This window comes from Bradyrhizobium sp. SZCCHNR1098 (assembly GCF_032489375.1).
GTDB lineage: Bacteria > Pseudomonadota > Alphaproteobacteria > Rhizobiales > Xanthobacteraceae > Bradyrhizobium.
The window spans coordinates 1-25,572 of sequence record NZ_JAUEXY010000021.1 but is presented as its reverse complement, the minus strand read 5'-3'; the positions used below and the strand labels follow the sequence as shown (position 1 = coordinate 25,572).

The 25,572-nt window shown below is 64.2% G+C and carries 20 protein-coding genes, 3 pseudogenes and 1 other annotated feature; of the genes and pseudogenes, 20 read left to right on the top strand and 3 right to left on the bottom strand.

Annotated features, from left to right (window positions below; translation table 11 throughout):
- Nucleotides 1–13 precede the first annotated feature (13 nt).
- From QX135_RS31285 to QX135_RS31245, 9 genes and pseudogenes are all read left to right on the top strand, one after another.
- Nucleotides 14–1,324, top strand: coding sequence for a cation:dicarboxylate symporter family transporter (locus tag QX135_RS31285; protein ID WP_316234463.1), 1,311 nt, complete (start codon nt 14–16; stop codon nt 1,322–1,324).
- 5 nt (nt 1,325–1,329) lie between these two features.
- Nucleotides 1,330–2,361: a PdxA family protein gene (locus QX135_RS31280; protein WP_316234462.1), complete on the top strand. Its 1,032-nt coding sequence runs from the start codon at nt 1,330–1,332 to the stop codon at nt 2,359–2,361.
- Entirely contained in the window at nt 2,351–3,808 is a 1,458-nt protein-coding gene (locus QX135_RS31275) for an MmgE/PrpD family protein (RefSeq protein ID WP_316234461.1), read from the top strand. Before QX135_RS31280 ends, QX135_RS31275 begins: the two co-directional genes overlap by 11 nt.
- 17 nt (nt 3,809–3,825) lie before the next feature.
- Complete coding sequence (locus QX135_RS31270) at nt 3,826–5,262, top strand: MmgE/PrpD family protein (protein WP_410053237.1); 1,437 nt, start codon at nt 3,826–3,828, stop codon at nt 5,260–5,262.
- 9 nt (nt 5,263–5,271) lie between these two features.
- The gene (locus QX135_RS31265) at nt 5,272–5,433 is read left to right on the top strand and encodes a hypothetical protein (protein WP_315776807.1); all 162 of its coding nucleotides are present in this window, start codon (nt 5,272–5,274) and stop codon (nt 5,431–5,433) included.
- Between the two features lie 159 nt (nt 5,434–5,592).
- Nucleotides 5,593–6,590 (top strand): annotated as a pseudogene (locus tag QX135_RS31260) (MBL fold metallo-hydrolase).
- Nucleotides 6,591–6,646: 56 nt separating this feature from the next.
- Nucleotides 6,647–7,456, top strand: a complete 810-nt coding sequence (locus QX135_RS31255; RefSeq protein WP_316180425.1) for a transporter substrate-binding domain-containing protein — start codon at nt 6,647–6,649, stop codon at nt 7,454–7,456.
- A 265-nt stretch (nt 7,457–7,721) separates the two neighbouring features.
- Nucleotides 7,722–9,020, top strand: a complete 1,299-nt coding sequence (locus QX135_RS31250; RefSeq protein ID WP_316180423.1) for an MFS transporter — start codon at nt 7,722–7,724, stop codon at nt 9,018–9,020.
- Nucleotides 9,017–9,694 carry a GlcG/HbpS family heme-binding protein gene (locus tag QX135_RS31245; protein ID WP_316180421.1) on the top strand — a complete coding sequence of 226 codons (678 nt, stop codon included), beginning with the start codon at nt 9,017–9,019 and terminating at the stop codon, nt 9,692–9,694. Before QX135_RS31250 ends, QX135_RS31245 begins: the two co-directional genes overlap by 4 nt.
- A 67-nt stretch (nt 9,695–9,761) precedes the next feature.
- On the opposite strand, the gene QX135_RS31240 is transcribed toward QX135_RS31245, so the two are convergent.
- A complete protein-coding gene (locus tag QX135_RS31240; RefSeq protein ID WP_315799231.1) occupies nt 9,762–10,733 on the bottom strand; it encodes a LysR substrate-binding domain-containing protein in 972 nt (323 codons plus the stop codon).
- 156 nt (nt 10,734–10,889) lie between these two features.
- Here QX135_RS31240 and QX135_RS31235 point away from each other — a divergent pair, with 156 nt between their 5' ends.
- The 9 genes from QX135_RS31235 (at nt 10,890) to QX135_RS31195 (ending at nt 22,841) form a co-directional block, all read left to right on the top strand.
- A complete protein-coding gene (locus QX135_RS31235; protein ID WP_316180419.1) occupies nt 10,890–12,344 on the top strand; it encodes an aldehyde dehydrogenase family protein in 1,455 nt (484 codons plus the stop codon).
- Between the two features lie 30 nt (nt 12,345–12,374).
- Nucleotides 12,375–14,165, top strand: coding sequence for a thiamine pyrophosphate-binding protein (locus tag QX135_RS31230; protein ID WP_316231279.1), 1,791 nt, complete (start codon nt 12,375–12,377; stop codon nt 14,163–14,165).
- Between the two features lie 42 nt (nt 14,166–14,207).
- Entirely contained in the window at nt 14,208–15,446 is a 1,239-nt protein-coding gene (locus tag QX135_RS31225) for an ABC transporter substrate-binding protein (RefSeq protein WP_316234459.1), read from the top strand.
- Nucleotides 15,447–15,492: 46 nt separating this feature from the next.
- Nucleotides 15,493–16,362, top strand: coding sequence for a branched-chain amino acid ABC transporter permease (locus QX135_RS31220; RefSeq protein WP_315739227.1), 870 nt, complete (start codon nt 15,493–15,495; stop codon nt 16,360–16,362).
- Entirely contained in the window at nt 16,359–18,938 is a 2,580-nt protein-coding gene (locus QX135_RS31215) for a branched-chain amino acid ABC transporter ATP-binding protein/permease (protein WP_316234458.1), read from the top strand. The genes QX135_RS31220 and QX135_RS31215 overlap by 4 nt, the downstream gene beginning before the upstream one ends.
- 70 nt (nt 18,939–19,008) lie before the next feature.
- The gene (locus QX135_RS31210; protein ID WP_315744910.1) at nt 19,009–19,431 is read left to right on the top strand and encodes a cupin domain-containing protein; all 423 of its coding nucleotides are present in this window, start codon (nt 19,009–19,011) and stop codon (nt 19,429–19,431) included.
- Nucleotides 19,432–19,441: 10 nt separating this feature from the next.
- Entirely contained in the window at nt 19,442–20,431 is a 990-nt protein-coding gene (locus QX135_RS31205; protein WP_316180409.1) for an NAD(P)-dependent oxidoreductase, read from the top strand.
- Nucleotides 20,428–21,141: an SDR family oxidoreductase gene (locus tag QX135_RS31200; protein WP_315776797.1), complete on the top strand. Its 714-nt coding sequence runs from the start codon at nt 20,428–20,430 to the stop codon at nt 21,139–21,141. Before QX135_RS31205 ends, QX135_RS31200 begins: the two co-directional genes overlap by 4 nt.
- A gap of 2 nt (nt 21,142–21,143) precedes the next feature.
- Nucleotides 21,144–22,841 (top strand): FAD-dependent oxidoreductase, encoded by a 1,698-nt coding sequence (locus tag QX135_RS31195; RefSeq protein WP_316180597.1) that lies wholly within the window; start codon nt 21,144–21,146, stop codon nt 22,839–22,841.
- A 731-nt stretch (nt 22,842–23,572) separates the two neighbouring features.
- Here the strand turns inward: QX135_RS31195 and QX135_RS31190 are convergent.
- The gene (locus QX135_RS31190) at nt 23,573–23,953 is read right to left on the bottom strand and encodes an avidin/streptavidin family protein (RefSeq protein WP_315739233.1); all 381 of its coding nucleotides are present in this window, start codon (nt 23,951–23,953) and stop codon (nt 23,573–23,575) included.
- A 101-nt stretch (nt 23,954–24,054) separates the two neighbouring features.
- Here QX135_RS31190 and QX135_RS31185 point away from each other — a divergent pair.
- A pseudogene (locus tag QX135_RS31185) lies at nt 24,055–24,220 on the top strand (GMP synthase (glutamine-hydrolyzing)); the annotation flags it as partial.
- A 248-nt stretch (nt 24,221–24,468) separates the two neighbouring features.
- Here the strand turns inward: QX135_RS31185 and QX135_RS31180 are convergent.
- A pseudogene (locus QX135_RS31180) lies at nt 24,469–24,764 on the bottom strand (IS3 family transposase); the annotation flags it as partial.
- Nucleotides 24,565–24,681: a sequence feature (AL1L pseudoknot), on the bottom strand. Its footprint overlaps the pseudogene before it by 117 nt.
- Before the next feature lie 235 nt (nt 24,765–24,999).
- Between QX135_RS31180 and QX135_RS31175 the strand changes: the two are divergent.
- Nucleotides 25,000–25,368, top strand: a complete 369-nt coding sequence (locus QX135_RS31175) for a hypothetical protein (RefSeq protein WP_315739234.1) — start codon at nt 25,000–25,002, stop codon at nt 25,366–25,368.
- Nucleotides 25,369–25,572: the final 204 nt, after the last annotated feature.

Below are 25,572 nucleotides of genomic sequence, written 5' to 3'. Positions count from 1 at the left end.
GGAGGACACGGAATTGACGATCACAACGACTCCTTTGTCGGAGGCGCTCCCGACGCAGGCTGCTGCGCCTCGTGCCGGCTCGCTTTGGCGGGAGCCTTATGTCCTGATCGTGGCGGGCGCCGTGCTCGGTGCACTCGTCGGCGCGCTGTTTCCGGCTGCAGCACTCGAATTCAAGCCGCTCGCCGACGGCTTCATCTCGCTCATCAAGGTCACGATCGCGCCGCTGGTGTTCCTGGTTGTGGTGACGGGCATCGCGCAGGTCGGCGACATGAAGGCGGTCGGACGCATCGGACTCAAGGCCTTCCTGTATTTCGAAATCGTCACGACGCTCTGCCTGCTGTTCAGCTTCGTCGTGGTGCGATGGGTCCAGCCCGGCGCGGGGGTGGCGCACGCCACCCCGCAACAGGCCGAAGCCGTGGCCCACTATGCGCAGACACATGTCGGCTCGTTGTCGGCGTATATCCAGCACATGATCCCCGAAAGCTTCTTCGGCGCGTTTGCCAGCGGCGACGTGCTTCAGGTTCTCGTGCTCGCGCTGCTGTGCGGCATCGGTCTCTTGATGCTCGGCGAAAAGGCGCTGTCGCTGCGCTCGGGCATGGAGCGGTTGACCGCGCTCGTGTTCAGCGTGGTCCATGTCGTCGTCATGCTGGCACCGATCGGGGCCTTCGGCGCCATGGCTTTCACGGTCGGCAAGTTCGGCGCCGCCACATTGTACGCCCTCGCGCTCCTGGTCGGGACGGCCTGGGCGATGATGGCGTTCTTCATCTTCGTCGTCCTGGGAATGATCTGCCGTCTGGTCGGCATCCGGCTGATGGACCTGCTCCGGCTGTTGCGCCCCGAGCTTCTCGTCGTGCTCGGAACGTCGTCGTCGGAGACCGCGATTCCCGGAATGATGGAGAAGCTGCCAAGGGCGGGGGTGGGACGCGCCGTGACCGGTCTCGTCATTCCGTCCGGCTACTCCTTCAATCTCGACGGCGTGGCGCTGACATTGCCGCTGAGCACGATCTTCGTGGCGCAGGTCTACGGCATCGAGCTGAGCACGGCGCAGCAGTTGAGCCTGTTTGTCGTGATGCTGTTCACCAGCAAGGGCGCAGCCGGTGTCACGGGCGGGGCGTTCGCCGCGCTGGCGGCGACCGTCGTCGCAGCCGGGCTGCCTGTCGAAGGCCTCGCGCTATTGCTCGGAATCGATCGCTTCATGTCGCTGGCGCGCGCCATCACCAACACCATCGGCAACGCAGTGGCCGCGATCGTGGTGGCGAAATGGGATGGTGAATTCGACCGCGACGATTGGAGGCGGGTCGTCCAGATGAAAGCAGCAAAGTAGGATCCATGGTTCTCTGTGAAGACTTGCCGATCGTGGCGCTGGTTCCCGGTGATTGCACCGGTATCGGTCCTGAGCAGACGGCGCGAATCCTCTCCGATCACCGGCTGGCCGATGCGGCGCGCCTCGTCGTGGTGGGCGATGCCCGCGTGCTGGAGATGGGAATGGCGCATGCCGGCGTGAGCTTCGATATCGAGCGGATCGGCTCCCCCAGCGAGGCTTCCTGGGTTTCCGGCAAGATCCAGCTGATCGATCTCGGCAACACCGATCCGTCGAGGCACCCGATCGGAAAGGCCAGCGCCGAGTCCGGGCGACTCACCGGAGAGACGCTGTCGCGGGCGATCGATCTTGCCAAGGACGGCGCGATCGATGCCATCACCTTCGCGCCCTTGAACAAGCGGGCGATGTTCGACGGCGGCTGGAGGTACCCGGACGAGCACAAGATGTTCGCGGACCTGCTCGGGCACCGTACCTATTTTTCTGAAATGAATGTGCTGGATGGTCAATGGATGTCGCGCGTCACCGGGCACCAGTCCCTGCGCGAGGCGCTGAACGACATCAGCCCGGCGCGGATCGCCGATGCGGTGGTCCTCGTCGACAGGATGATGCGGAGATCCGGAGTCGCCGCGCCGCGGATCGCCGTGGCCGCACTGAATCCGCATGCCGGCGAGGGCGGCTTGTTCGGTCGCGACGAGATCGAGATGATCAAGCCGACGGTCGAGGCGATTGCGAAAAAGGGCATTGTCTGCAGCGGTCCGTATCCAGCGGATACGGTTTACATTCGCGCCTTTGCCGGCGAGTTCGACAGCGTCGTCGCGATGTATCATGACCAGGGGCAGATCGCGACGAAGCTGCGCGGCTTCAATCGCGGAGTGACCGTCACCGCCGGCCTCGAGACCGTCTTCACCACGCCCTCGCACGGCACGGCGTTCGACATCGTCGGCAAGGGCGTCGCAAACACCGGCGCGCTCGAAAGCGCGGTCCGGCTCGCCGCGCAATTGGCCTCGTTCAAAGCCCGGGAGACGTCACATGCACACTGATCGCAGGACCCTGCTTCAGGCCGCCGCCGCTCTTCCCTTGTCCGCGGTCGGCGCGAATGCGGCTTTTGCACAGGCTGAGGCACCGGCGGCGCCCGCCGCGGCGCCGCCCAAGGAGGTCACGCGTACGCTTGCGCGGTACATCGTCTCGGCGGGATACGATGATCTGCCGGTCAAGGTCCGCAAGGAAGGCGTGAGGACGCTGCTGAACTGGGTCGGCGTCGCGATCGGCGGGTCGCGACATGAAACGGTTGATATTGCAGTTGCCGCGCTGGCACCGTTCTCAGGCCCGCAGCAGGCGTCGCTGTTCGGCCGGCGCGAGCGGTTCGACATCATGAACGCCGCCTTCATCAACGGCGTGTCCAGCCACATCTTCGATTTCGACGACACCCATCTAAAGACGATCATCCATCCGGCCGGCCCGGTGGTTTCGGCGATCATTGCGCTCTCGGAAATGCAGCCGGTCTCCGGAAAGGAGTTCTTGAATGCGCTCGTCCTCGGTGTCGAGACCGAGTGCAGGATCGGCAACGCCGTCTATCCGAACCACTACGACGTCGGCTGGCACATCACCGGGACTGCCGGGGTGTTCGGTGCGGCTGCGGCTGCCGGCAAGCTGTTGAAGCTCAACGAGCAGCAGATGACCTGGGCGCTGGGCCTCGCCGCGTCGCAGCCGGTCGGCCTGCGCGAATCGTTCGGGTCCATGAACAAGAGCTTCAACCCCGGCCGCGCGGCATCGAACGGCATATTCGCCGCCATTCTGGCGTCGAAGAATTTCACGTCGTCGGACGGGATGATCGAGGCGAAGCGCGGCTGGGCCAACACGATCAGCACGAAGCAGGACTATGGCGAGATCGTCGGCGATCTCGGCAAGCGTTACGAAGCCGCGCTCAACACCTACAAGCCGTTCGCCTGCGGCATCGTGCTGCATCCGGCAATCGACGCCGCGATCCAGCTGCGCAACGAGAACAGGCTGACGGCCGACCAGATCGACCATGTTGATCTCAAGGTCAACCCGCTCGTGCTCGAGCTGACGGGCAAGAAGACGCCGCAGCAGGGGCTCGAGGGCAAGTTCAGCATCTATCACGCGGTGGCCGTGGCGATCGTGGAAGGCGCGGGCGGAGAGAAGCAGTTCAGCGATCGCGCGGTAACCGATCCGACGGTGCTGTCGCTGCGTAGCAAGGTCATTCCGGTCATCACGCCCGAGATCAAGCCGGAGCAGGTCGAGATCACGATCGTGCTGAAGGATGGGCGGAAGCTCAGCCGCCGCATCGAGCACGCCGTCGGCAGCGTTGAAGTGCCGATGACCGACCAGCAGCTCGAGGCGAAGTTCGTGGACCTCGCCGACGGCATCGTTCCGGCGGCGTCGATCCGGCGGATCATGGACGCCTGCTGGAATGTCGAGGGCCTGTCGAGCGCAGCCGACATCGCGAAGATGTCGGCGTCGGCCTGACGATGGCGAGGAGGGCCATGTCGTCGCGCCGCCGTCTGCTGCAATCGGCGGGGGCGTTTGCTGCAATCTCGGCGATGCCGATCCGTTTCTCCCGGGCCGCCGGCCCGGGCGTGACCGAGCGCCTGGCGCGCTACATGGTCGCGGCGCGTGACCAGGAGCTGCCGGAGCAGGTGATGCTCGCATGCAAGCACCGCATTCTGGATACGCTCGGCGCCATGGTGTCCGGCGCGCGCATGCATCCGGGCGAGATGGCGCTGAGATACGTGCGCAGCCTCGGCGGCGAGCCGCAGGCGTCCGTCGTCGGCTCCGACGTCCGGACGACGGCCGTCAATGCGGCGATGACCAACGCCATGTGCGCCCACGCCGACGAGACCGACGATTTCGAACCGGTCACCAAGGCGCATCCGGGGTGCGCGGTCATCCCTGCCGCGCTCGCTATGGCTGAACGGGAGCATCGCAATGGGCGCGACGTGATCCGCGCCGTTGTGCTCGGCTATGACCTGACCTGCCGGCTTCTGATGGCGCTCGGACCGGACCTGGTGCGCGGCTCGCATCGCAGTGCCGAGGGCACGTCGTCGACATTCGGCGCGCTCGGCGCTGCGGCCCCGCTGGCGCGGCTCGATGAGAGGGGCATGCGTCACGCCATTTCCTATTCGGCGCAGCAGGTCTCGGGGCTGTGGAGCTGGGTCAAGGATACGGACCACATCGAGAAGGCATTCGATTTCGCCGGAATGGGCGCGCGCAACGGCGTCATGGCCGTCGACATGGTGATGGCCGGGCTCACCGGCGTCGATGACGTGCTCGATGGCACCCACAATTTGTTCATCGCGCTGTCGAGCGATCCGAAGCCGGAGGAGATGGTCAAGGATCTCGGCAGCCGCTTCTACGTCACGGAGACCGCCATCAAGACCTTTTCGGTCGGCTATCCGATCCAGTCGCCGTTGGATGCGCTGCTGACGTTGCGCCGGCAGCACGCGCTGACCCCTGACAAGGTCCGCAGCATCCTGGTCAAGCTTCCGACCGACGCGATGGGCATCGTCGGCGACAGCGCCATGCCCGACGTGAACTGTCAGCATCTCGTCGCACTCGCCTTGGTCAAGGGGGCCGTCTCATTCGCCGACAGCCATGATGTCGCGCTGATGCGCGACCCGATGATCCTGGAGCAGCGTGGGAAGGTGACGCTTGTAGGCGACAAGAGTCTGATGGATCCGGCCGCGCCACGCGGTGCGATCGTCGAGGTGACTCTGGTCGATGGCCGCAAGGTCGATCATTTCACTAGGCGTCCGCCGGGCACCAGGGAGAATCCGCTGAGCACGGAGGCCGTCAACGCCAAGACCAGGGATCTGATGACGCCCGTTCTGGGGCGTGAGAAGACGGAGAAGCTGATCGACATGGTCGGGCGGCTCGAAGAAATCGACGACATCGGCCGGTTGCGCGCACTATTCGCGGCGTGATCGGCTGTCATGGCGATGAGAAGCGATATCGACGATCCCGACACTGGCTGGAAGGGACGAGGTCTGTGGACCACGACCGGCACGCGCGCGAGCTTCCACGGCGAGGGCGGCAAGGAGGCGTCGCCGAAGGTCTACAAGGTGCAGATGAGGCCTGATCCGCTGGCCCACTGAAGCAAAACGCCACGGGGAGCCTTCACGGGTCGTCCCGTTCTGGGACTGAGAGACATGAAGACGACATCACGACGCGAATTAACATGTCGATCAGGATCGTCTGAGGTCCCGCGCCGCGTTCAATTTCATCGTCGTTGGATCGACCAGAAGGAGGGGCACGTGATCAATCTCAACCGTCGTCAGTTGTTGGCCGGCGCAGCCTTGGCAGGGACTGCGGCCGCTACTCGCCTCGGCACGGCGCCCGCCGGAGCGGCTATGAATCCGGCCGGCGCGCAGGCAGCCGGCTTCTACCGCTACAAGGTGGGATCGTTCGAGTGCATGTCCATCAATGACGGTGCGCGCACGTTTCCGGTTCCGGACAAGTTCGTCACCAACGCGTCCAGGGAGGAGGCGGTCGCCGCCGCCGACGCCGCCTACATGCCGAAAGGGATGGTGACCATCCCCTTCAACCCCCAAATCATCAATACCGGCAGCAAGCTCGTGCTGATCGACACCGGGAACGGTGTGGCCAATCTCGAGCCCAGCAAGGGCGCGGTCGGCCGAACCCTGCAGAACCTTGCTGCGGCAGGCGTCGATCTGAAGGCCATCGATGTCGTGCTGCTGTCGCATCTGCACCCCGACCATACCAACGGCATCCGCGCGCCGACGGATCGATAGCGTTCCCGAATGCCGAGATCATGGTGCCTGCGAAGGACTGGGACTTCTGGACCAGCGAGGACAACGCGGCCAAGGCGCAGTCCAGCGAGATGATGAAGAACTACTTCGCCAATGTGAGGAAAACCTTCGCCGGTATCGAGTCGAAGGTGACGAAATATGACTGGGACAAGGAGGTCGCTCCGGGGATCACGTCGATCGCGACCCCCGGCCACACGCCAGGTCACACCTCGTTCGCGGTCGCGTCGGGCAACGCGAAGGTTCTGATCCAATCCGATGTCACCAACATCCCGGAATTCTTCCTGCGACATCCGGATTGGCACGTCGTCTTCGACACCGACCCCGATCTTGCGCAGCAGACCCGCCACAAGTTCTACGACATGGCGGCGGCGGAGAAGGCGGTCGTGATCGGATTCCACTTCGCGTTCCCGTCGGTCGGACACGTCGAGAAAGACGGCGCCGGCTATCGGCTGATCCCATCATCGTGGAATCCGACACTATGAAAGACCGGCACATTGTCAGCACGGCGGTACCCATGTCGGATCGCGCCAGACCACGCATGAAATCGACCGGTCCGCTTGCATCGCTTTGTTGTGCCATCGCAAGTCTTTGCCTGGGCTTCTCGGCCATGATGGCGGGAGCAGCTGCGCAGGATGCGCGCGAGATCGCTCCGACCGGCGTGTTGCGCGTCGCTGTTGCGGTCGGGCCGGCCGCCTCGGCGTTCTGGACGACACGCGATCCGGCGACAGGCAGGCCTGTCGGCGTGACAGTCGAACTGGCCAAGGCGGCCGCAGGCAAGCTCAATGTGCCGCTCGAGCTCGTAGAATATCAGAGCTCGGACGAAATCGCGGCCGCCGGCAGCAAAGGCGCGTGGGATCTGTCCTTCATGCCTGCGGATCGGAAGCGAGAGCAGTTCGTCGATCAGGGACCCGCTTATGTCGCCTATATGAGCGGGTATCTCATTCGCGCCGGCTCAGACATCACCTCCGTTGCCGAGATCGACCGTCCGGGAAACCGGGTTGGCTGCATCGAAGGCACCTCGACGTCCAGAACGGTCGAGGCGAGCATGAAAAGTGCCAGCGTTACGAAATTCGTCAAGCCTGAAGAGGCCGCTGAATTGATCGGCCGGGGTCAGCTCGACGCCCTCGCCATGGGCATGGAAGCCTTGGAGGAGCTGTCGCGGCGCCTGCCGGGCAGCCGGGTCTTGAACGAGGTCATCCAATCAACGGGCGTCGTCGTGGTCGTCCCGAAGGGCAAAGTGACGGCGCGAGAGTGGGCGGCCCGGTTTCTTGCAGATGCCAAGGCGAATGGCACAGTACGCCGAGCGCTCAATCAAAGTGGATTTGTCACCGCCAAGGTCGCCCCGTGATGCCGCGGTGAGCTCCGGCCAAGCCATATCTTTCGCTTATGAGCGCCAACGCCAAATCGTATTTTGGCTGTCCTGGAATTCCGTCTATCTCCAATCGGCGGGCGATGAAGCTGTCGGCATTCATAATGGACACGACCGGCAGGCACGCGCAGAAAGTGCGCCTGTATGGTCCATGCGGCCACCCGATTGTACTGCACTCGCGCTTGTTCTCCCGGCCAACGAAGAAGCGCATCTGGTTCGCGTCCTGGCCTGAAAGTGAACGATCATGAAACTGGGCTGGTATTCCGAACTCGACGAGGTCGAACGCCGGACGTATTGGGCTTGCTTCGCGGGCTTTGGTCTCGATTCGTTGGATTCGACGATCTATGCGCTGGTCATCCCGGCGCTGATTGCAACAATCGGACTGACGCGCCCTGAAGCCGGCTATCTCGCGACCGCAGCCCTCGTCGGTGCAGCTGTCGGTGGCTGGGGCGGAGGGATCCTTGCCGATCGCATCGGCCGCATCAAAGTCCTGCAATTGACGATCCTCTGGGTTGCCCTGTTCACGCTCGCATCGGCTTTCGCGACCGGCTTCAACTTCTTGCTGATCGTGCGTTTTCTCCAGGGCCTTGGCTACGGCGGTGAGGCGGCCGTGGGTGGCGTCCTGATCAGCGAGGTCGTCAGGCCCGCGCTGCGCGGCCGGGTGGCCGCGTCGGTGCAGAGCAGCTACGCGGTGGGTTATGCGATTTCCGTCGCGCTGCTCCCCGTGATTTCATCGCTGTTTCCTGAAGAGCTCGGCTGGCGCGTGTTCTTTGCGGTCGGCATCGCGCCGGCCTTTCTCGTGTTCTTCATCCGCCGCCTTGTGCCGGAGTCCGGGCTTTATCGTCAAAGCCGCGCGGACAAGACAGCCGGACTGCCCGCCTGGACGATCTTCACCAGGGCCCATGTGCGGCGTACCGTGGCGGCGGTCACGATGGCCACCGGCATTTTCGGCGGTGCCTATGTGATGATCACGTGGCTGCCGACCTATCTGCGCACCGTCCTCAACCTGACGGTGGGGAGCAGTGCAGGTTATCTTGCCATGAACATCCTGGGTTCGTTGGTCGGACCGTTGCTCTATGGCTGGCTTTCGGATCGCACGGGCCGACGTCCCGCGTTCATGATCTTCCTGCTATGCCAGGCCGTGAACGCGAGCATCTACCTGCTTGCTCCGATCGGCGCCAACACGACGATCTTGCTCAGCTTCTTTCTGGGCGCGTTCCAGGGTGGGTTGGCATCAGGAATGTTGCCGACCTTTGCCGAATTGTTTCCGACCGAGATTCGTGCGAGCGGGCAGGGTTTCTGCCTCGGTGGCGGGCGTGGGTTTGGCTCGGTCGTGCCTGCGACCGTGGGCGTGCTTGCTGCGTCGCATCCTCTTGGCTTGTCGATGGGCCTTTGCGCGCTCGCCGCCTATGGACTTGCTTTCATCGCCGCGATGGCTTTGCCCGAGACGAGCGGCGCTGACCTGCAGCGTATGACTCCGTTGGAGATGCAAACAGGGCAGCCCGAAGATCTCGGCAGCCTGGAAGTGCGGCGGTCGGAATGAAGCGTGGAGACGGCCGGGTACGACCGGCGCGGGGCGCGCGCAACGCCAACGGAGGCAGCGAACGACACGCCTCGTCGAGTAAAACAAGGCGGCCAGGCTGGCCGACGAGCACGAGAAGGCAACAGGGTCGGGAGGAAGACATGCACTATCGGGCCATTTTGAGCATCATCGCATGCGTCGCAGCTTTGCACTTATCGAGCAGCCTCGCCCAGACATCGAACACCGACAACCCCAACGACGCGGTCGCGGATGCACTGACTCCGCCGCCTTATGGCGAGCCGATCAGCCTGGAGATGGCCAAGAAGGTGGCTGCTGCGGCCGTTGCCGAGACGACGAAGCGCAACTGGAACGCCTTCTGCATCTCCGTGGTCAATCCGAGCGGCGATCTGGTCTATTTCGAAAAGCAGGACAATTGCCAATATGCGTCGGTCGGCCTGTCTCAGCACAAGGCGCGCACGGCGGCACGTTATCGACGCCCCACGCTGGTGTTCGAGACGCTGCTCGGCAAAGGCGCGTATTTCGCCTATCTCGCCACGCTCGATGACGTGATCGCATCGCGGGGCGGCAATCTGCTGATGGTGGACGGCAAGATCATCGGTGCCGTCGGTGTGAGTGGTGGGTCGGGCGCCCAGGACAACGTCGTATCTCTGGCCGGGCAGGCGGCGCTGAAGTAGACGAGACCGGGCCGGGGGCGGATCGCGATGCCGTCGCGATCCGCCGGTCAGACGGTCGGCGCGTGCGCTAGGCCGCCGGCGGGATCGCGGAAGACATGGAGTCGTCGACCAGGCTGACGCCGCGCCATTGTCCGGATGTGACGAGCGTTCGCGCCGTATCCTGGAGCTCCTTGGCGACGGCGAGGGCTGCAGGCGCCAGCAGGTCTGGCTTGATTGAATAGACATAGTTGCGTCGCGTGATCCGGGCGTCCGAGATGGGCAGGGCGCGCCAGTCCTCGCTGCTTCGTCCTCCTGCCTGCAGCGCCGACATCGGCTTGATGGTGACTCCGATGCCCTCACCGACGCAGCTCATCACCAGCGAGAGCGAGTCGATCTCGGCGACCACATTCGGCGTGATGTTGCGCCGCTCGAACTCTGCAGCTACACGCCGGCGCAGGCCATGAGTTCCCGTCGGCAGGATCAGGGGCAGCTTTGCAACTTCCGCAACTGTGATGCTGCAACGGTGTTGCGGCACCAGCGGGCTGTCGGCAGGGAGAAGCACGAACAGTTCCTCGTCGAGCAGCGGAATCGCGTCGAGCTTGGACGACACGTCGTTGTTGAACAGGATGGCCAGGTCGAGCTGGCCAAGCCGCATCATGTGAGCGATGTGGCCGCTCATTCCCTCGACGACATTGAGCAGGATACCGGGATATTTGGCGCGGATGCACTTGGTGAGTGGCAGCCCGATCGCGAGCACGGTCGTTGCGGGTAAGCCGACCGACACCATGCCGCTCACCTCTGCCGAATCCTGGCGGGCAATCGACAGCGCATGGTCGAGCTGCCGCAGCATGAAACGGGCGTGATGGTAGAGCGCAAGGCCGTTCTCGGTCGGGATCACGCCGCGCGAGGAGCGCTGCAGCAAGGGCCTGCCCACTTCCTCCTCGAGCTTTGCGATCTGCTGGCTCAAGGCGGGCTGCGCAACGAACAGGCAGCGCGACGCCTTCGACAAACTGCCGCTCTCGACGATCTGGGCGAAATAGCGCAACTGACGCAAATCCATGGGCGGGCACCGCACTGCCGGGGAAGAACGAGACGTTTCCGCCGAGCTATATGCTCAGCTTATAGCAACTAATCCAAAACAGTATTTTTGCTAATGTCAATTTCTCTCTAAGGACGAGGGTAACAGGCGTAAGACCCCTTTGGGAGGAACCAGACGATGGCGGACGCTGCGGTTCAGAGACAGGCGTCGGCCGAACTGCCATCGTGCCGCCTCTTGATCGCCGGGGAATGGGTGAAGGGTACGCACACCGTAGCCGTGCTCGACAAATATCGCCTACAGCCAGCCATGTCCGCGCATCTGCCGTCGCGCGAGCAGGTCCGCACCTGCATGATCGCCGCGGAGCGGGCGTTCCAAGCCAATGTGCTGACGCCCTATGATCGCGGCCTCATCCTCGATCGCGCTGCGGTCGAGCTAGAGAAGCGTGCGTCGGAGCTGGTGGAGGTGCTGCGCCAGGAGGCGGGCTTTCCACGCCGCGATGCAATGGGCGAACTCCAGCGCTGTGCGACGACGTTTCGGCTCTCCGCCGAAGAGGCGCGGCGGCTGGCCGGCGAGATGGTGCCGATGGAGGGAGCAGCTGGCCAGAAAGGCCGTATCGGTTTCACCATCCGTGTGCCGCTCGGCGTCGTGGCCGCGATTACGCCGTTCAATGCTCCGCTCAATACGGTGGCGCACAAGGTTGCGCCTGCACTGGCGGCTGGTAACGCCGTGGTGCTGAAACCGTCGCTGCATACGCCGATGACGTCCTGCATCATGGCCGAGTGCCTGATCGCAGCCGGTCTGCCATCGGGCCTGATGTCGGTAGTCCATGGCGATAGCGAGGTTGCCGATTGGATGATGAGCGAAGCTGCCGTGAAGTTCTTCGCTTTCACCGGCAGCACAGAAATTGGCCGCATCATCCAAAGCAAGGCGGGACTACGCCGAACCCAGATGGAGCTCGGCTCGATCTCGCACTGCCTGATCTGCGAGGACGCCGACCTCGATATTGCACTGCCGAAGGTCGTCAACGCCGGCTTCCGCAAGGCCGGCCAGGTCTGCACATCGATCCAGGTGTTGCTGGTGCAGCGTTCGCTGATCGGGCAGGTGGAGCAGAGACTTTCAGAGCTCGTTGCCGGGCTGCCCTACGGAGACCCCGGCGAGGACGACACCGTTGTTGGGCCGGTCGTCAGCGAGGCCGCCGCTCAGCGCATCGAGGCCTGGATCGCGCTGGCCGAGCAGAACGGCGCGCGGCGTCTGGTCGGTGGCGCGCGGGTGGGCGCCGTGGTTCCTCCAACGCTGCTCACGAATGTCGACAAGGCGACGCCGCTCGGCTGCCAAGAAGTGTTCGGACCCGTGATGTGCATCGCGCCCTTCGATGTGCTGGACGAGGCGATCGCGCGCGTCAACGACACACCCTATGGGCTTGCCACGGGCATTTTCACAAAGCGCTTGGACGAGGCTCTGCAGGCCGCGCGGCAATTGCAAGTCGGTGGCGTTCACATCAACGAGACGCCGAGCTCCCGCGTGGACCTCATGCCGTATGGCGGATCCAAGGACTCCGGGTTCGGCCGCGAAGGGCCGCATTACGCCATCCGCGAAATGAGCGAAGAGCGCATCGTGACGATCCTCGCATGACGCGGACCGCTACCTGACAAGGATCTGACCATGACCAAGATGAAGGGCGGCGAAGTCATCGCCGAATATCTCGTCAAGCAGAAGGTGCCTTTCGTGATCGGCATCTGCGGCCACGGCAACGTCGGCATCCTTGACGCGCTCTACCAGGTCCGTGATCGCGTCAAGCTGGTGTCGCCCCGCCACGAGCAATGCGCCGGTCACATGGCCGACGCCTATTTCCGCGTCAAGCACAGTCCGGTCGCGACCCTGACGTCGACCGGGCCGGGCTCGGCCAACATGGTGATGTCGCTCGCGACTGCGTTGTCGGACTCCTCGAGCTTCCTCGCGATCACCGCCAACGTTCCGACGTCGCAGGCCAATCGCGCGCCGTTCCAGGAATTGTACGCGCACAACCAGGCCGATTTCGCCCAGGTGCTGCGCCCGGTGGTGAAACGCTCGTTCCAGCCGAGCCGCGTCGACATGCTGCCGCTGGCGCTGCGCCAAGCCTTCGACACCATGGTCACGGGACGTCCCGGCCCGGTCAATCTCGATATCCCGTACAATGTTTTCCAGGAGGAGGCCGACGTCGAGCTGCCGGCGCTGTCGCATGTTCACGGCAGTCACCGGCCGAGTGCGAGCGAGGCCGACGTTACCAAGGCGCTCGATCTGATCGAAGCCGCCAGGCGGCCGGTGTTCTTCATCGGGCAGGGCACGACCCTCTCGGAAGCCGGCCCTGAGATCAGTGCGTTGCAGAGCCGCTACGGCATTCCGGTCATCACCTCGCCCAATGGCATGGGCTGCGTGCCGTCGGATGATCCACTGACGCTCGGCTTCATCGGCCGCAACGGCGCTTATCCCGCCAACCAGGCCGGCCGTCATGCCGATCTCGTGCTCTGCATCGGAACGCGTTTCGACGATCGCTCGTCGTCGAGCTGGCACCAGGGCTATTCCTGGAATTTCCCGTCGACCAGGCTGCTGCAGGTCGACATCGATCCGGCGGAGCTCGGCCGCAACTATCCGCCGACGCTCGGCATCATCGCCGACGCCAAGACCTTCGCCGGGCAACTGCTCGCGGCGCTGGAGCGTCGCCCCGCGATCCGCCGCGAAAATTTCGCGGCGTGGCGCGACCAGATCGGGACCTGGAAGGCGGAGTGGGAGGCGTTCGTGCGGCCGCACTTCAGCGCCGACACCACGCCGATCCGGCCGGAATATGTCGTCGGCGCCCTGCAGGACGTGCTGCCGGACGACGTCATCCTGTCGCTCGACTCCGGCGTGCATCACAACTGGTTCATGCAGTTCTGGCAGCCGAAGCGGCCGCAGAGCATGATGAACAGCTGGGGTTTTTCGTCGATGGGGTTCGGCGTCTGCGGCGTGCTCGGCGCGCAGCTGGCCGCGCCCGACCGTCCCTGCGTCGCGGTGGTCGGCGACGGCGGCTTCATGATGGCGCCATATGTCGTCGCCACTGCCGTCGAATATGACCTGCCGTGCGTCTGGATCGTCTGGAACAACTTCGCCTGGAGCGCGATCCGCGATTTGCAGTATGGCCTGTTCGAGGGCCGCGAGCTCGGCACCGCGTTCTATCGCGGCAATCAGGGGCCCGGCGGGGATCGCTACAACCCCGACTTTGCCGCCTGGGCGCGCGCCTGCGGCGCTGACGGCGTGACGGTGACCCGCAGCGCCGACCTGCGCGGTGCAGTCGAGACCGCGATCAAGAACCGCCGCCCCTGCGTGATCGATCTGCATGTCGACGCCGAGGTGCGCCCGCCATCGACGGGCACCTGGGAGCTGCCGCCGATCCCATTCAAGGAGCCGGTGTTCGGCAAGCCTTACAAACGCGACTGACGATACAAAACAAAGATAACAACATCGAGAGGGAGGAGCACCATGTTGAAGCGTGATCTGAACCGGCGATCTTTCATGCGCGCGTCGGCCGGCGTGGCTGCCGCATCCGTGCTCGGCGTCGGCGGTCCCGCGCGAGCCCAGTCCGATGGGCCCGTCCGCATCGGCATGATCTATGCCAAGCAGGGGCCGGGCGCCTCGATCGGTGAGTACCTGCAACGCGGCAGCGCGCTTGCGGTCGAGCAGGCCGGCAGCAAGGTGCTGGGTCGCCCGATCGAGCTGGTCTGGCTCGACGAGCCCAATCCCCAGGTGTCGCAGCAGAACATGCAGCGGCTTGTCGACGAGAGCAAGGTGGTCGCCGTGGTCGGCGGCAACTACTCGTCCTCGGCGCTCGCCATGATGAGCGTTGCCAATCGCGAGAAGGTGCCGCTGATCCTGACCGGCGCCGCGGCCAGCGAGATCACCGGCAAGAGCTGCAGCAAGTACACGTTCCGCACCCAGGCGACCGTGCCGGTTCAGATGGCCGGCCTGATGCCCTACGTCTCCAGCATCGGCAAGAAGGTCTATTTCATCACGGCGTCATATGCCTTCGGCCAGGACATCCTGCGCGCCTCGCGCGCGATGCTGAAGCAGGTCGGCGCCACCGAGGTCGGGGTCGACGAGGTGCCGATCAACACCGCGGACTACAGCTCCTACATCCTCAAGATCCGCCAGGCCAAACCGGACGTGATCGTCGGCGGCCTGGTGGGCGGCGACTTCTCCAACTTCCTGAAGCAGTGGAACGAGATGGGGATGAAGGACAAGATCCCCTATGCGGCGGTCGCCGTCACGGACACCGACTTCTGGGACGTCGGGCCGCAGGCCTCGACCGGCATCTACATCAAGCCGTGGTACTACAACAATCCGAAGAATACCGCCGCCGAGCAGAAGCTGATCGAGGATTTCAAGAAGAAGTACAATCAGCCGCCATCGGACAAGACCTGGTCGGGCTGGATCGGCATGCGGGCGCTGTTGGAATCGATCGAGGCGGCGAAATCGACCGAGGCCGCTCAGCTCGTGGCGCATATCGAGCAGTGGAAGAACACCGAAGGCGAGTTTCCGTTCTTCTTCCGCGACTGGGATCACCAGCTGGTGCGTCCGGCCGTCATCGTCCAGATCAAGAAGCAGATCACCGACAAGTTCGACTATTTCGACGTGCTGAAGAACACCTCGGCGACCGCCGAGGAGACGGCGAAGGCGTTCGGTACCAAGGAGGATATCGGCTGCAGCCTGCCGTCGCTGTGAGGCGGGGCGACCCCCGGTTCCTGCAGCGCACCGACAGGCTCGAACGATGCTCGACACTCTCGTCTCCCAGGCGGCCAATGGACTCGTGCTCGGCTTCATCTACGTGCTGATCGCCGTAGGTCTGTCGATCACCTTCGGCCTGCTCGGCGTCATCAATTTCGCGCATGGCGCCTTCTTCGCGCTGGGGGCCTACGTGGCCTGGCAGCTGTTCCAGCTATTTGGCTGGAGCGCCGTGATCCTGGCGCCTCCGGTGGTCGGGCTGATCGGCATGGCTGTGGAGGTGACGATCATCCGCCGCCTCTACGGCAAGGAGCCGTTGCTCAGCCTGATCGTGACCTTTGCGCTGGCGCTGCTGATCGAAGCGGTGATCCGCTATGCATGGGGCGCCGACGGCAAGCCGTTCAATCCGCCGCCGGCCTTTGCAGGGATCGTTGAAGTTGGTCCTCTCCTGATCACCAAATATCGCGTGGCCGTGCTCGGCGCGACAACCGCGACCTTGCTCGGCCTATGGGGCTTCCTGGCGTTCACACCCTATGGCCGGATCCTGCGTGCCGGCAGCCGGGACCCGGAGATGGTGGAGTTGCTCGGCATCAATCTGCCGCGGGTGCTCACCGCGGTGTTCGGGCTCGGCTGCATGCTGGCGGCGATCGCTGGGGTGCTGGCCGCGCCGCTGTGGACGGTGTCGCCGTCAATGGCTGCCAATGCGGTGATGCCAGCGTTTGTGATCGTGGCCATCGGAGGGCTCGGCTCCTTTCGGGGCGCAGTGGTCGCCGGACTCGCGGTTGGAATCGTCACCTCGCTGACCATTCAGTTCTGGCCAGAGGCCGCCGCCGCATCGATGTATGCCTTGATGTTCGCGATCATGCTGCTGCGGCCGCGCGGACTATTCGGCGAGCGCTGGGAGCGTTTCGAATGACGACGGCCAAGCCCGTGCTGCAGCGGCTCGCAAGTCACCCGGTGCTCGTGGCGGTCGCGATACTGGCGCTCGCCTCCGGCATCGCGCTCGCTGTGGGCATGCCGATCCATCGCGTGACCCAGATCGCGATCTACACGCTCTACGGCGCGGAGGTAAACTTTCTGATCGGCTATCTCGGCCTGGTGCCGTTCGGCGCCTCTTTTTTCTTCGGCTGTGCGAGCTATGCGCTGGCAATCGGCCTGGGCTTCATGCCGGCCGCCAATGAAATCACCGGCCTGGCGATCGCGGTGGCATTTTCGCTGCTGCTGGCGCTGATCGTCGGCGCCATCATCCTTCGCCGGCGCGGACTCTACTTTTCGCTGCTGACGCTGGCGTGCTCCCAGATCGCGTTCGAGATTGCGTTCAAATGGACCTCGGTGACCGGAGGCGAGAACGGCCTGCAGAACGTCGCGCGTCCGCTGTTTCGCTCCGCGCTTGCCTTCCACGGGTTCACGCTCGTCGTGGTGATCGGGTCGTTGTGGATGATGTGGCGGCTGGCGCATGCGCCGTTCGGCCGACTGATGCAGGCGTTGCGCGACAATGAGCAGCGGGTCGCAAGCCTGGGTTTCGACACCTACCGCACCAAGCTGATTGCGCTCGTCATTGCCGGCGGCGGCATCGGCGTCGCCGGAGGTTTGATGGCGCTGCTGCTGCAGGGCGTCTACGCCAACAATCTGAACTGGGAGCATGCCGGCGATCCGGTGCTGATGGCGGCGCTGGGCGGCGTACATCATTTCCTGGGGCCGTTGTGGGGCGCCATCGTCTTCATCGTTTTGGAGGACCGGCTCAGCGCCATCACGGAGAATTGGTGGCTGGTCTTCGCCCCCATCATCATCGCCTTCGCGCTGCTGTCAGATGAGGGCATTCACGGCATCTTCCAGCGCATCGCCGGCCGCAGCCGCTGGACCCTGACGCGCAATGTCATTCCATCGCGGCCGCGCGACATCGTTCCTTACGCGCCGGATCGTGCACGCCAGGCTGCGGCGACGGCCTCAGAGGTGCCAATTCTTGCGATCCGCAACCTGTCCAAGCATTTCGGCTCGATCGTGACCCAGAACGACGTGTCCTTCGAGATGAGCCGGACCGGACTGCACAGCCTGATCGGCCCCAACGGCGCCGGCAAGACCACGTTGTTCAATCTGCTGACCGGTGTGCTCCGGGCCAACGCCGGCACCATCCTGTTCGAGGGCATGCCCATCGATCAGCTGTCGCCGTACAAGCGCGCGCGGCTCGGCATCGCCCGCTCGTTCCAGATCCTGAGCGTCTTTCCCAACCTCACCGCGTTCGAGAACGTGCGTATCGCGGTGCAGGCTGCCAACCGGCAATGGACGGGTCTTTGGCGCGATGCCTATGACGATGCGGCTGCAAACGCGAAGGTGTGGTCGCTGCTCGATGCCGTAGGCCTCGCCGATCGAGCCGCCGAGCTTTGCTCCGCGCTGGCGCATGGTGAGAAGCGGCTCTTGGAGATCGCGGTGTCGCTCGCGATCGATGCCAAGCTCCTTCTGCTCGACGAGCCGCTGGCCGGTCTGGCGGAGTCGGACCGCAAGATCGTAGGCGAGTTGATCATGCGGCTGGCGAAGTCCCACGCCGTGCTGCTGATCGAGCATGACATCGACCGCGTGCTGGCCATGTCCGACCGCATCACGGTGTTGCATCAGGGGCGGCTGATCGCCGACGGCGAGCCGGCGGAGGTGGCGGCGCATCCCGAAGTTGTCACGGCCTATCTCGGCACAGCCCATGGCCAAGTCGCGGCGGCTCCGTCGCGGGCGACCAATGTGACGCCGCTTCCCGGCAGCGCCGCCGCCGAGCCGCTGCTCAGGCTCGAGGGCGTGCGCGCCGGCTACGGCGGTGGCACCGTGCTCGACGGGCTCGACCTGGCCGTGCGGCCTGGCGAAGTGGTGGCGTTGCTAGGGCGCAACGGCGTCGGCAAGACCACCGCGCTGCGGGCCATCACAGGCACGGTGCCGGCGAGCGGCGGTCGCATCACGTTCGACGGCAGGGAGCTCAACCGGCTACGGCCGGACGAGATCAACCGTCTTGGCATCTCGCTGGTGCCGGAAGGGCGCCGGCTGTTTCCGAACCTGACCGTACAGGAGAATCTCAAGCTCGCGACCCGCGCCGGCGGCGCGTCGCTCGACGACGTGTTCGATCTGTTCTCGAAGCTGCGCATCCTGCACAAGGCGCGTGCCGAAAATCTCTCCGGCGGCGAGCGGCAGATGGTGGCGATCGCGCGCGCGTTGATGGTGCCGAGCCGGTTGATTCTGCTCGACGAGCCGTTCGAGGGCTTGGCGCCCGCCGTGGTGCAGGAGGTCCGCGACGCCGTGTCCAAATTGAGGTCGCGCGCGAGCCTCGTCATCGTGGAGCACCATGCCGAGAGCGTGCTGGCGATGGCGGACCGCGCCTATGTGCTGGTGAATGGGCGCGTGGCCCATGTCGGCGATGCTGCCGCGCTCGCGGCCGATCACGAGCTGCAAGGGCGTTTGCTTGGCATCACTCAGACCGCTGATGCAGTGCAACGCGCGGCAAACGGGTCATGAGCAGCTGCGAGTTCGTGACCATCGGCATCTGCTGGCCGGCCAAATCTGAACCTTCCTGAGGAGATGAGACATGACCATCGTCGTTCCCGGACCGAACGCCTACGCGAATGCGGCGACAGAGAAGAAGGCGGTGACGCGCAATCTCGCCGAGATGTTCTGGACCCAGTATCCAGGCCACTACAATCAGGCGCTGTCCAAGGCGATCGTGACACCGGATACCACAGGCAGCCGCTTCTTCGACTATCGCATCTCCTCCTACGAGCCCGGCGCGCATGTCGAGAGCCATTCCCACAAGGTGCAGGAGCAGATCTATCACGTGCTGTCGGGCGAGGGCATCCTGATCCTCGATGGCGAGCGCCGGCTGGTCCGTGCCAACGACGTCACCTACATTCCGCCGGGCGTGGTGCACGAATTCCACTGCACCGGCAACGACCCGCTGCTGTTCCTCGTGATCACCAGCCCGCCGACCGACGAGGAGCCGGCGCCGCGGTGAGGGGCCGGGCATGACCACGAGCAAGACCATTCTGGTCACCGGCGCCTGCGGCTGGCTCGGCACGGCCATCGCGCAGGCGCTGCTCGCGCGCGGCGATCGCGTCGTCGCCATCGACCTGGTGGTCTCGCCGGCCATGGCCGCACTCGCCTCGCAACAACAGCTACTCGTCAACGCTGCGATCGATCTCGGCGAATGGCATGAAGTGCTGCGAGCGTTCCAGACATTCCGTCCCGATGCAGTCATTCATGCCGCCGCGGTGGTCGGTGTGGTTCAGGCCGCTGACATTCCGTTGAAGGCGCTGCGGGTCAATGTCGAGGGCGCGATCAACCTGTTCGAGGCGATGCGGCTCTCCGGCGTCAGGCGCGTCGTGCAGATCTCGACCGAGGAGACCTATGGCGACTTCCAATCCGCCGTGATCGACGAGGAGCACCCGCAGAAGCCGGCCAGCGTCTACGGCGTGACCAAGCTCGCAGCCGAGCACTATGGTCGCGTCTATTCGCGCGATCACGGTCTCGAATGCATCAATGTGCGGACCTGCTGGGTCTACGGACCGCATCTGCCGCGCCTGCGCATGCCCCGCACCTTCATCGAAGCCGCATTGCGCGGCGAGCCATTCCATCAGGAGGACGGCGGCAATCTCGCGGTTGATCAGGTTTATATCGACGATACCGTGGCTGGCGTGCTGCTCGCGCTCGACAAGCCGCATCACAGCTTCGACGCCTATAATGTTGCGACCGGTGTGGCACCGACGCTGCGCGACACGGCCGACGCTGTCAATCGCGCCGTTCCCGGTGCGAGGATCACGGTCGGCGACACCGGTCCCTATCATCATGGCGGCCGCGTGCTGAGCGCCGTCAAGGGCGCGCTCGATATCGGCCGCGCCAAAGCGGAGCTCGGCTACCAGCCGCGCTACGATCTGCAAAAAGGCATCGAGGCGACGATCGAAGCGACGCGGGCCGCGATGGCGAAGATACCATCTCCATCAAGGAATCGAAAATGACCACTTCTTCTCCGATCGTTCTCATCTTCGGCGGCTCCCGCGGCATCGGCGCCGCCTGCGCGCGGGCGTTTGCCGTCGCCGGCTGGCAGGTGGCCTCGACCTACGCCACCCATCACCCGTCGGACGGAGGGCCCGGCAGACAATACAAGGTCGACATTCGCGATGCCGCGTCGGTCGCGCAGGTCTTCGCTCAAGTTGCCGCCGACCTCGGTGCTGCGCCGCAGGCCGTCATTGCCAACGCCGGCATCAACGTGCCGGCAGGCCCGCTCGCGAGCTTCAGGCCGGAGGACTTTCGGCTGCTGATGGAGGTCAACGTCCTGGGTGCCTTCAACGTGCTGGCGGAGGCAGCGCGGCGCGTGCGCGACGGCGGCGCCATCGTCGCGATCACGACATCGCTGGTCCGCCACGCGGTGCCGGGCACCGGGCCCTATGCGGCGACCAAGGCAGCGGTCGAAAGCCTGGTGCGGTCGATGGCGAAGGAGCTCTCGGCGCGCGGTGTTCGCGTCAATGCGGTGGCGCCCGGTCCCGTCGACACCGATCTTTTCAATGCCGGCAAGACCGAGGAGGCCAAGCAGCGCATGGCGGCGTTGAGCCCGTTCAATCGCATCGGCAAGCCGGGCGAGATTGCGGAGGTGGTGCGCTTCCTGGCCTCCGGCGAGGCCTCCTGGATCCAGGGCCAGATCGTGCAGCCCAATGGCGGCATGGTGTGAGCATGACGGCGGCGCTGCACGCCGGCGAGACATTCGATGTCGTCGTCGTCGGAGCCGGCGCGGGCGGCATGACGGCGGCGACCATCGCCGCGGCTGACGGCTGCTCGGTGCTGCTGCTGGAGCAGGCCGAATTCGTCGGCGGCACCACCGCCATCTCCGGCGGCATGGTCTGGATTCCTGCCAATCACAAGGCGGCCGCGGAGGGGCGGGCGGATACGCTGGAGGCGGCGCGCACGTATTTGGACCGGACCGTGCCGGGGCAGGACCGCACGCGGCTCGAGACATTCCTTGCATTCGGCGACGAAGCCTTGCGCGATCTCGAGGTCCGCACTGCGCTGCGGCTGCAGCCGGTGCCGACCTATCCGGATTATTATCCCGACCTGCCCGGTGCCACCGCGGGAGGCAGGGTGCTGGAGCCGCTGCCATTCGATGCGCGCGGCCTCGGCGACGCCTTTGCGCTGCTGCGCGATCCGCTGCCGGAGTTCATGCTGTTCGGCGGCATGATGATCAGCCGCCAGGATATCCCGCATCTGCGCCGTGCCGGCCGATCGTTGCGCTCGGCCTTGCACGCGGCCAGGCTGCTCGCGCGCTATGGCCTGCAGCGGCTCACGGCGCGGCGCGGCACGACGCTCTATCTCGGCAATGCGCTGGCGGCGCGGCTGCTGCGCTCGGCGCTCGATCGTGGCGTTGTCATACGCACCGGCACCTCCGTCCAGCAGCTTGAGGCCGACGCGCAGGGCAGGGTCTCGAGGCTCGAAATTATCGATCGCTCCGGCCGCTCCTGGATCACCGCAAGGCGCGGCGTGGTGCTCGCGACCGGCGGGCTGTCGCATGATGCCGAGCTGCGCCGCTGCTATGTGCCTGAGGCCGCCGGCCTGCTGTCGGCCACCGTCGACCCCGGCGCCGCACCACGCGGTGCGCGGCTGGCCATGGCCCTGGGCGCGTGCCTGTCGGCGCCGACGAAAGCAGGCGCGTTCTGGGTGCCGGCTTCGACCTTCACACGGGCCGACGGCAGCCGTGGCGTCTTCCCGCACACGGTCACCGATCGCGCCAAGCCCGGCCTGATCGCGGTCGATGGCACCGGCCGCCGCTTCGTCAACGAGGCGGTGTCCTACCATGAGTTCGTGCGCGCGCAGCTCGATCACGCTGCGGCCATTCCCGCCTGGCTGATCTGCGATCGCCGCTTCCTGTGGAGATACGGCCTCGGCAAGATCAAGCCGTTCACGCGCAGTGTCGCGCGTGACGTCGCCGCGGGCTATCTCAAGCGTGCCGACAGTCTGAACGCGCTCGCGGAGACGATCGGCGTCCCGGCACAGGCATTGACTGCAACCGTCGCGGAGTTCAATGCCGATGCGGTGCGCGGCGAGGATCCCGCCTTCGGCCGCGGCGGCAACATCTATCAGCGCGCGCTCGGCGACGCCGATCAGCATCCCAATCCCTGCGTCGCGCCGATCCTGGAGCCGCCTTTCCATGCCGTCGCGGTTTATCCGGCCGATCTCGGCATGTCTGCGGGCCTCGTCACCGATGCGCGCGGGCGGGTGTTGCGCGCGGATGGCTCATCCATTCCTGGCCTGTTCGCCTGTGGCAACGACATGGCCTCGATCATGGAAGGGGCCTATCCCGGGCCCGGAATCACGTTGGGTCCGGCGCTGGTCTTCGGCTGGCTCGTGGGCAGGAACGTCGCCGGCGGGAATGTTTGAGGGCTCTCATGCTCTTGAGCTCGCTCCAGGCATGGCTCGATGTGACCTCTCGAAGCCTGGAGGCATGAGAACGACTTGGTCACACTTCGCGGCTTGTGAAAGTCGGCCACGGGTTGTTGCCTGAAGTGGGGACGCGGCAGTGGTTAGGAGGACTGTTGTCGTTGTCCAGGGTCGGGTGGCCTTCCCCACCCGCCGCCCGGCCAACGCACGTAACTGGCTCGCTAGTGGAGTCGCGCCGCTTCGGATCCCCGCCGGCTCGCTGCTATATCGCGTGCGACACGGGACCAACTTGGGAAGTTTGCAATTGACGAACGAGTCGGGGCTGCTCGCGTAGCGGACAGTGCTCGTATTTGGGCAACTCGAGATGATATGGTTGCACGTCCCCGTAACGAGGCGCCTTGAGCATCATGCGCCTCTGCGGCCTTTTCCTGATATCGCCTGGCCGACGCGCTGCTTTCGGAGTTGAATTGTCGTTCCCGCTCAGCTCTCATTCATGAGCTGCTGGCACCAAGGTTAGAAGTTGCTCATTGCCGTGTAGGCAATAGCAGCCGATAGTCGCCGAACGGGCGCTCGGCATGAGCGCACAAGATATTCCTGTGGAATCAAGATCAAACCAAACCGTCGGTCTCGCGATCAGCGTCCTGAAACGATACCTGCGCAAAAGCCTTCAAGATCAATGCCTTAATCTAGCACGAGACAATCGAGTGGGAGTAGGGGGCGGCAGCGGGTCGTTAGACCCGCCAGAATGTGTCGGCTCCGGCATTGATGGATTCCCATTCGCTGCCGTCGGGAACAGCTTTCGTCATCTGCCATAGTGTCACCAGCCGCGGCCCGTCCTGGTCTTCAATATGCTGCCCGACCCACGACGTGATCGAGTCTAGTCCGTTCCAATTCACAGAGAAGGCCACAAGCTTGCCGCTCACCCAGCCGACCAAGGGACCTTCCGCCGCAATCTGGCCGGCGTCGTTCTTATAACTCTTGTAGTGCCCCGTGAGAGTTGCCCCATTCTGATCTAGGTGCATCTCTGACCGGAGCTCATTTTTCCAGTCGCCGCCGATGTTCAGCGGTTCTGTTGCGGGCATTGAACGCGAGAGTGCTGGCTCAAGGCGCATAGAGTGTGTCCTCCTGGTTGTTTTATGCTAACTTGGCACGTCTTGGGTCACTTGGGAAGACTGATCGAGCGCTGAGCAGCAGCCGAACGTGTGACCACTGCGTTGGCCCACGCGCAGCGACCCCCGACCGATAGCACGACCGTGGACTTCTATCCGTTCGACATGACGTTTCTGGGTAGCGTCGCGACGCGCATCATCAATGAGGTGAAGGGCATGGACCGGGTGGTTTATGACGTGACGAGCAAGCCGCCGGGAACGATCGGGTAGGAGTGAGGGCGTAGGCAGCCTTGAGATCATGGGTCTCGAGAAGCGCAAGTATTTCGCGCCCTCACTGAAGTTGGCTGCGGCCTGATCAAAGCTGGCGCCAATCTAGACCTGCACTCAAACAAAATGGGAATAGCTCCGCGCTAAAGACAGCAGAACGACCAGACGTATCGTCAGCATAGGCTCTACTTCAGCCCAAATAACGCGGATAGGCCGCAATCAGACGATTGGTGTCGTCTCCGTCGATGATTTCGTACCAGATCAATCTTCAGCCCGGCGTCCTGCTTAGCGCGCGCCGACAGCTTGGTCGGATCGCGCCGCTTGGCCTCATGGGCGTAGTAGGTCGAAGGGGCGATCGGCAAGACCTTGCAGATCGGCTCGACCCCATATGTCCCACGGTGATCGTCGATGAAGGCGATCATGGCTTGGACCGGCGGTCGAGCTCCGCCGTCGCAAAATAGGCGCTTGCCTTGCGCAGGATCTCATTGACCTGCCGAAGCTCACGGTTCTCCCGTTCCAGGGCCTTCAGCCTCTCGGCCATGTCGGTCGGAACGGTTCAGTGGCGCGATCAGGGTGCAGGTTCTCAATGAAATTGCCAATGCCGCGTCAAAAAATGGGCACGGGACTTCGGTCGATGTCGCACGCCGAGATTTGGACGAGCTCTTGCGTTGTCTGCCTGACTTGCGCCCAGTTTCTCGGCTGTCAAAGCAGGCATTCCTCATCGTCCCAAGTGGTTAGGGTGAGGCGATCAATCGTTCAGTCCGGCCCGGAGAGCCGTCGTCATGAAGAAGTTCATAATGTTCATCTGTCTCGCTCTGCCGAGTGTGTCCGCCGCCGCTGAAGTCGGATCGAAGGATCTGATCGTCGCAAGCATCAACGACTGCCTGAAAGAAGCCGTGAGCGCCGGGGGCCTGGAAGACGGCGGTGACGCCATCATTCTTGCTTGCAAAGGCGATAAGGCACACGTCCTGTTCAACATGCTGGGCGGGAAGATCCGAGCCGAGATCGTGCAGGACAAGAATGGTAAATTTGAGAACAGGCCGTTCGGCAACAACACCTGCTACCACCGGATTGAAGATGCAGGCGGCAAGACCTCTGACGAGTTCCGATGTGATCTGGTCCTCGTCACAGGAGATGTCTTCAAGAATTAGCGAGATCAGCCGAGCGATCTGGGCTTGATCAACCCGGACGAGAGGTGGATTACGGTGACCGTGGAATTACGGTGACAGTGCTGGACTGCACTGGACTGCACCCCTTGAGTGAGACACGATAATTTCAGTGACAGTGGGGTTGCCACGACGACTATCGTGCCTTGTTTTGCGCGAACGCGGCTTCGAACTCAATAGGCGATCGAT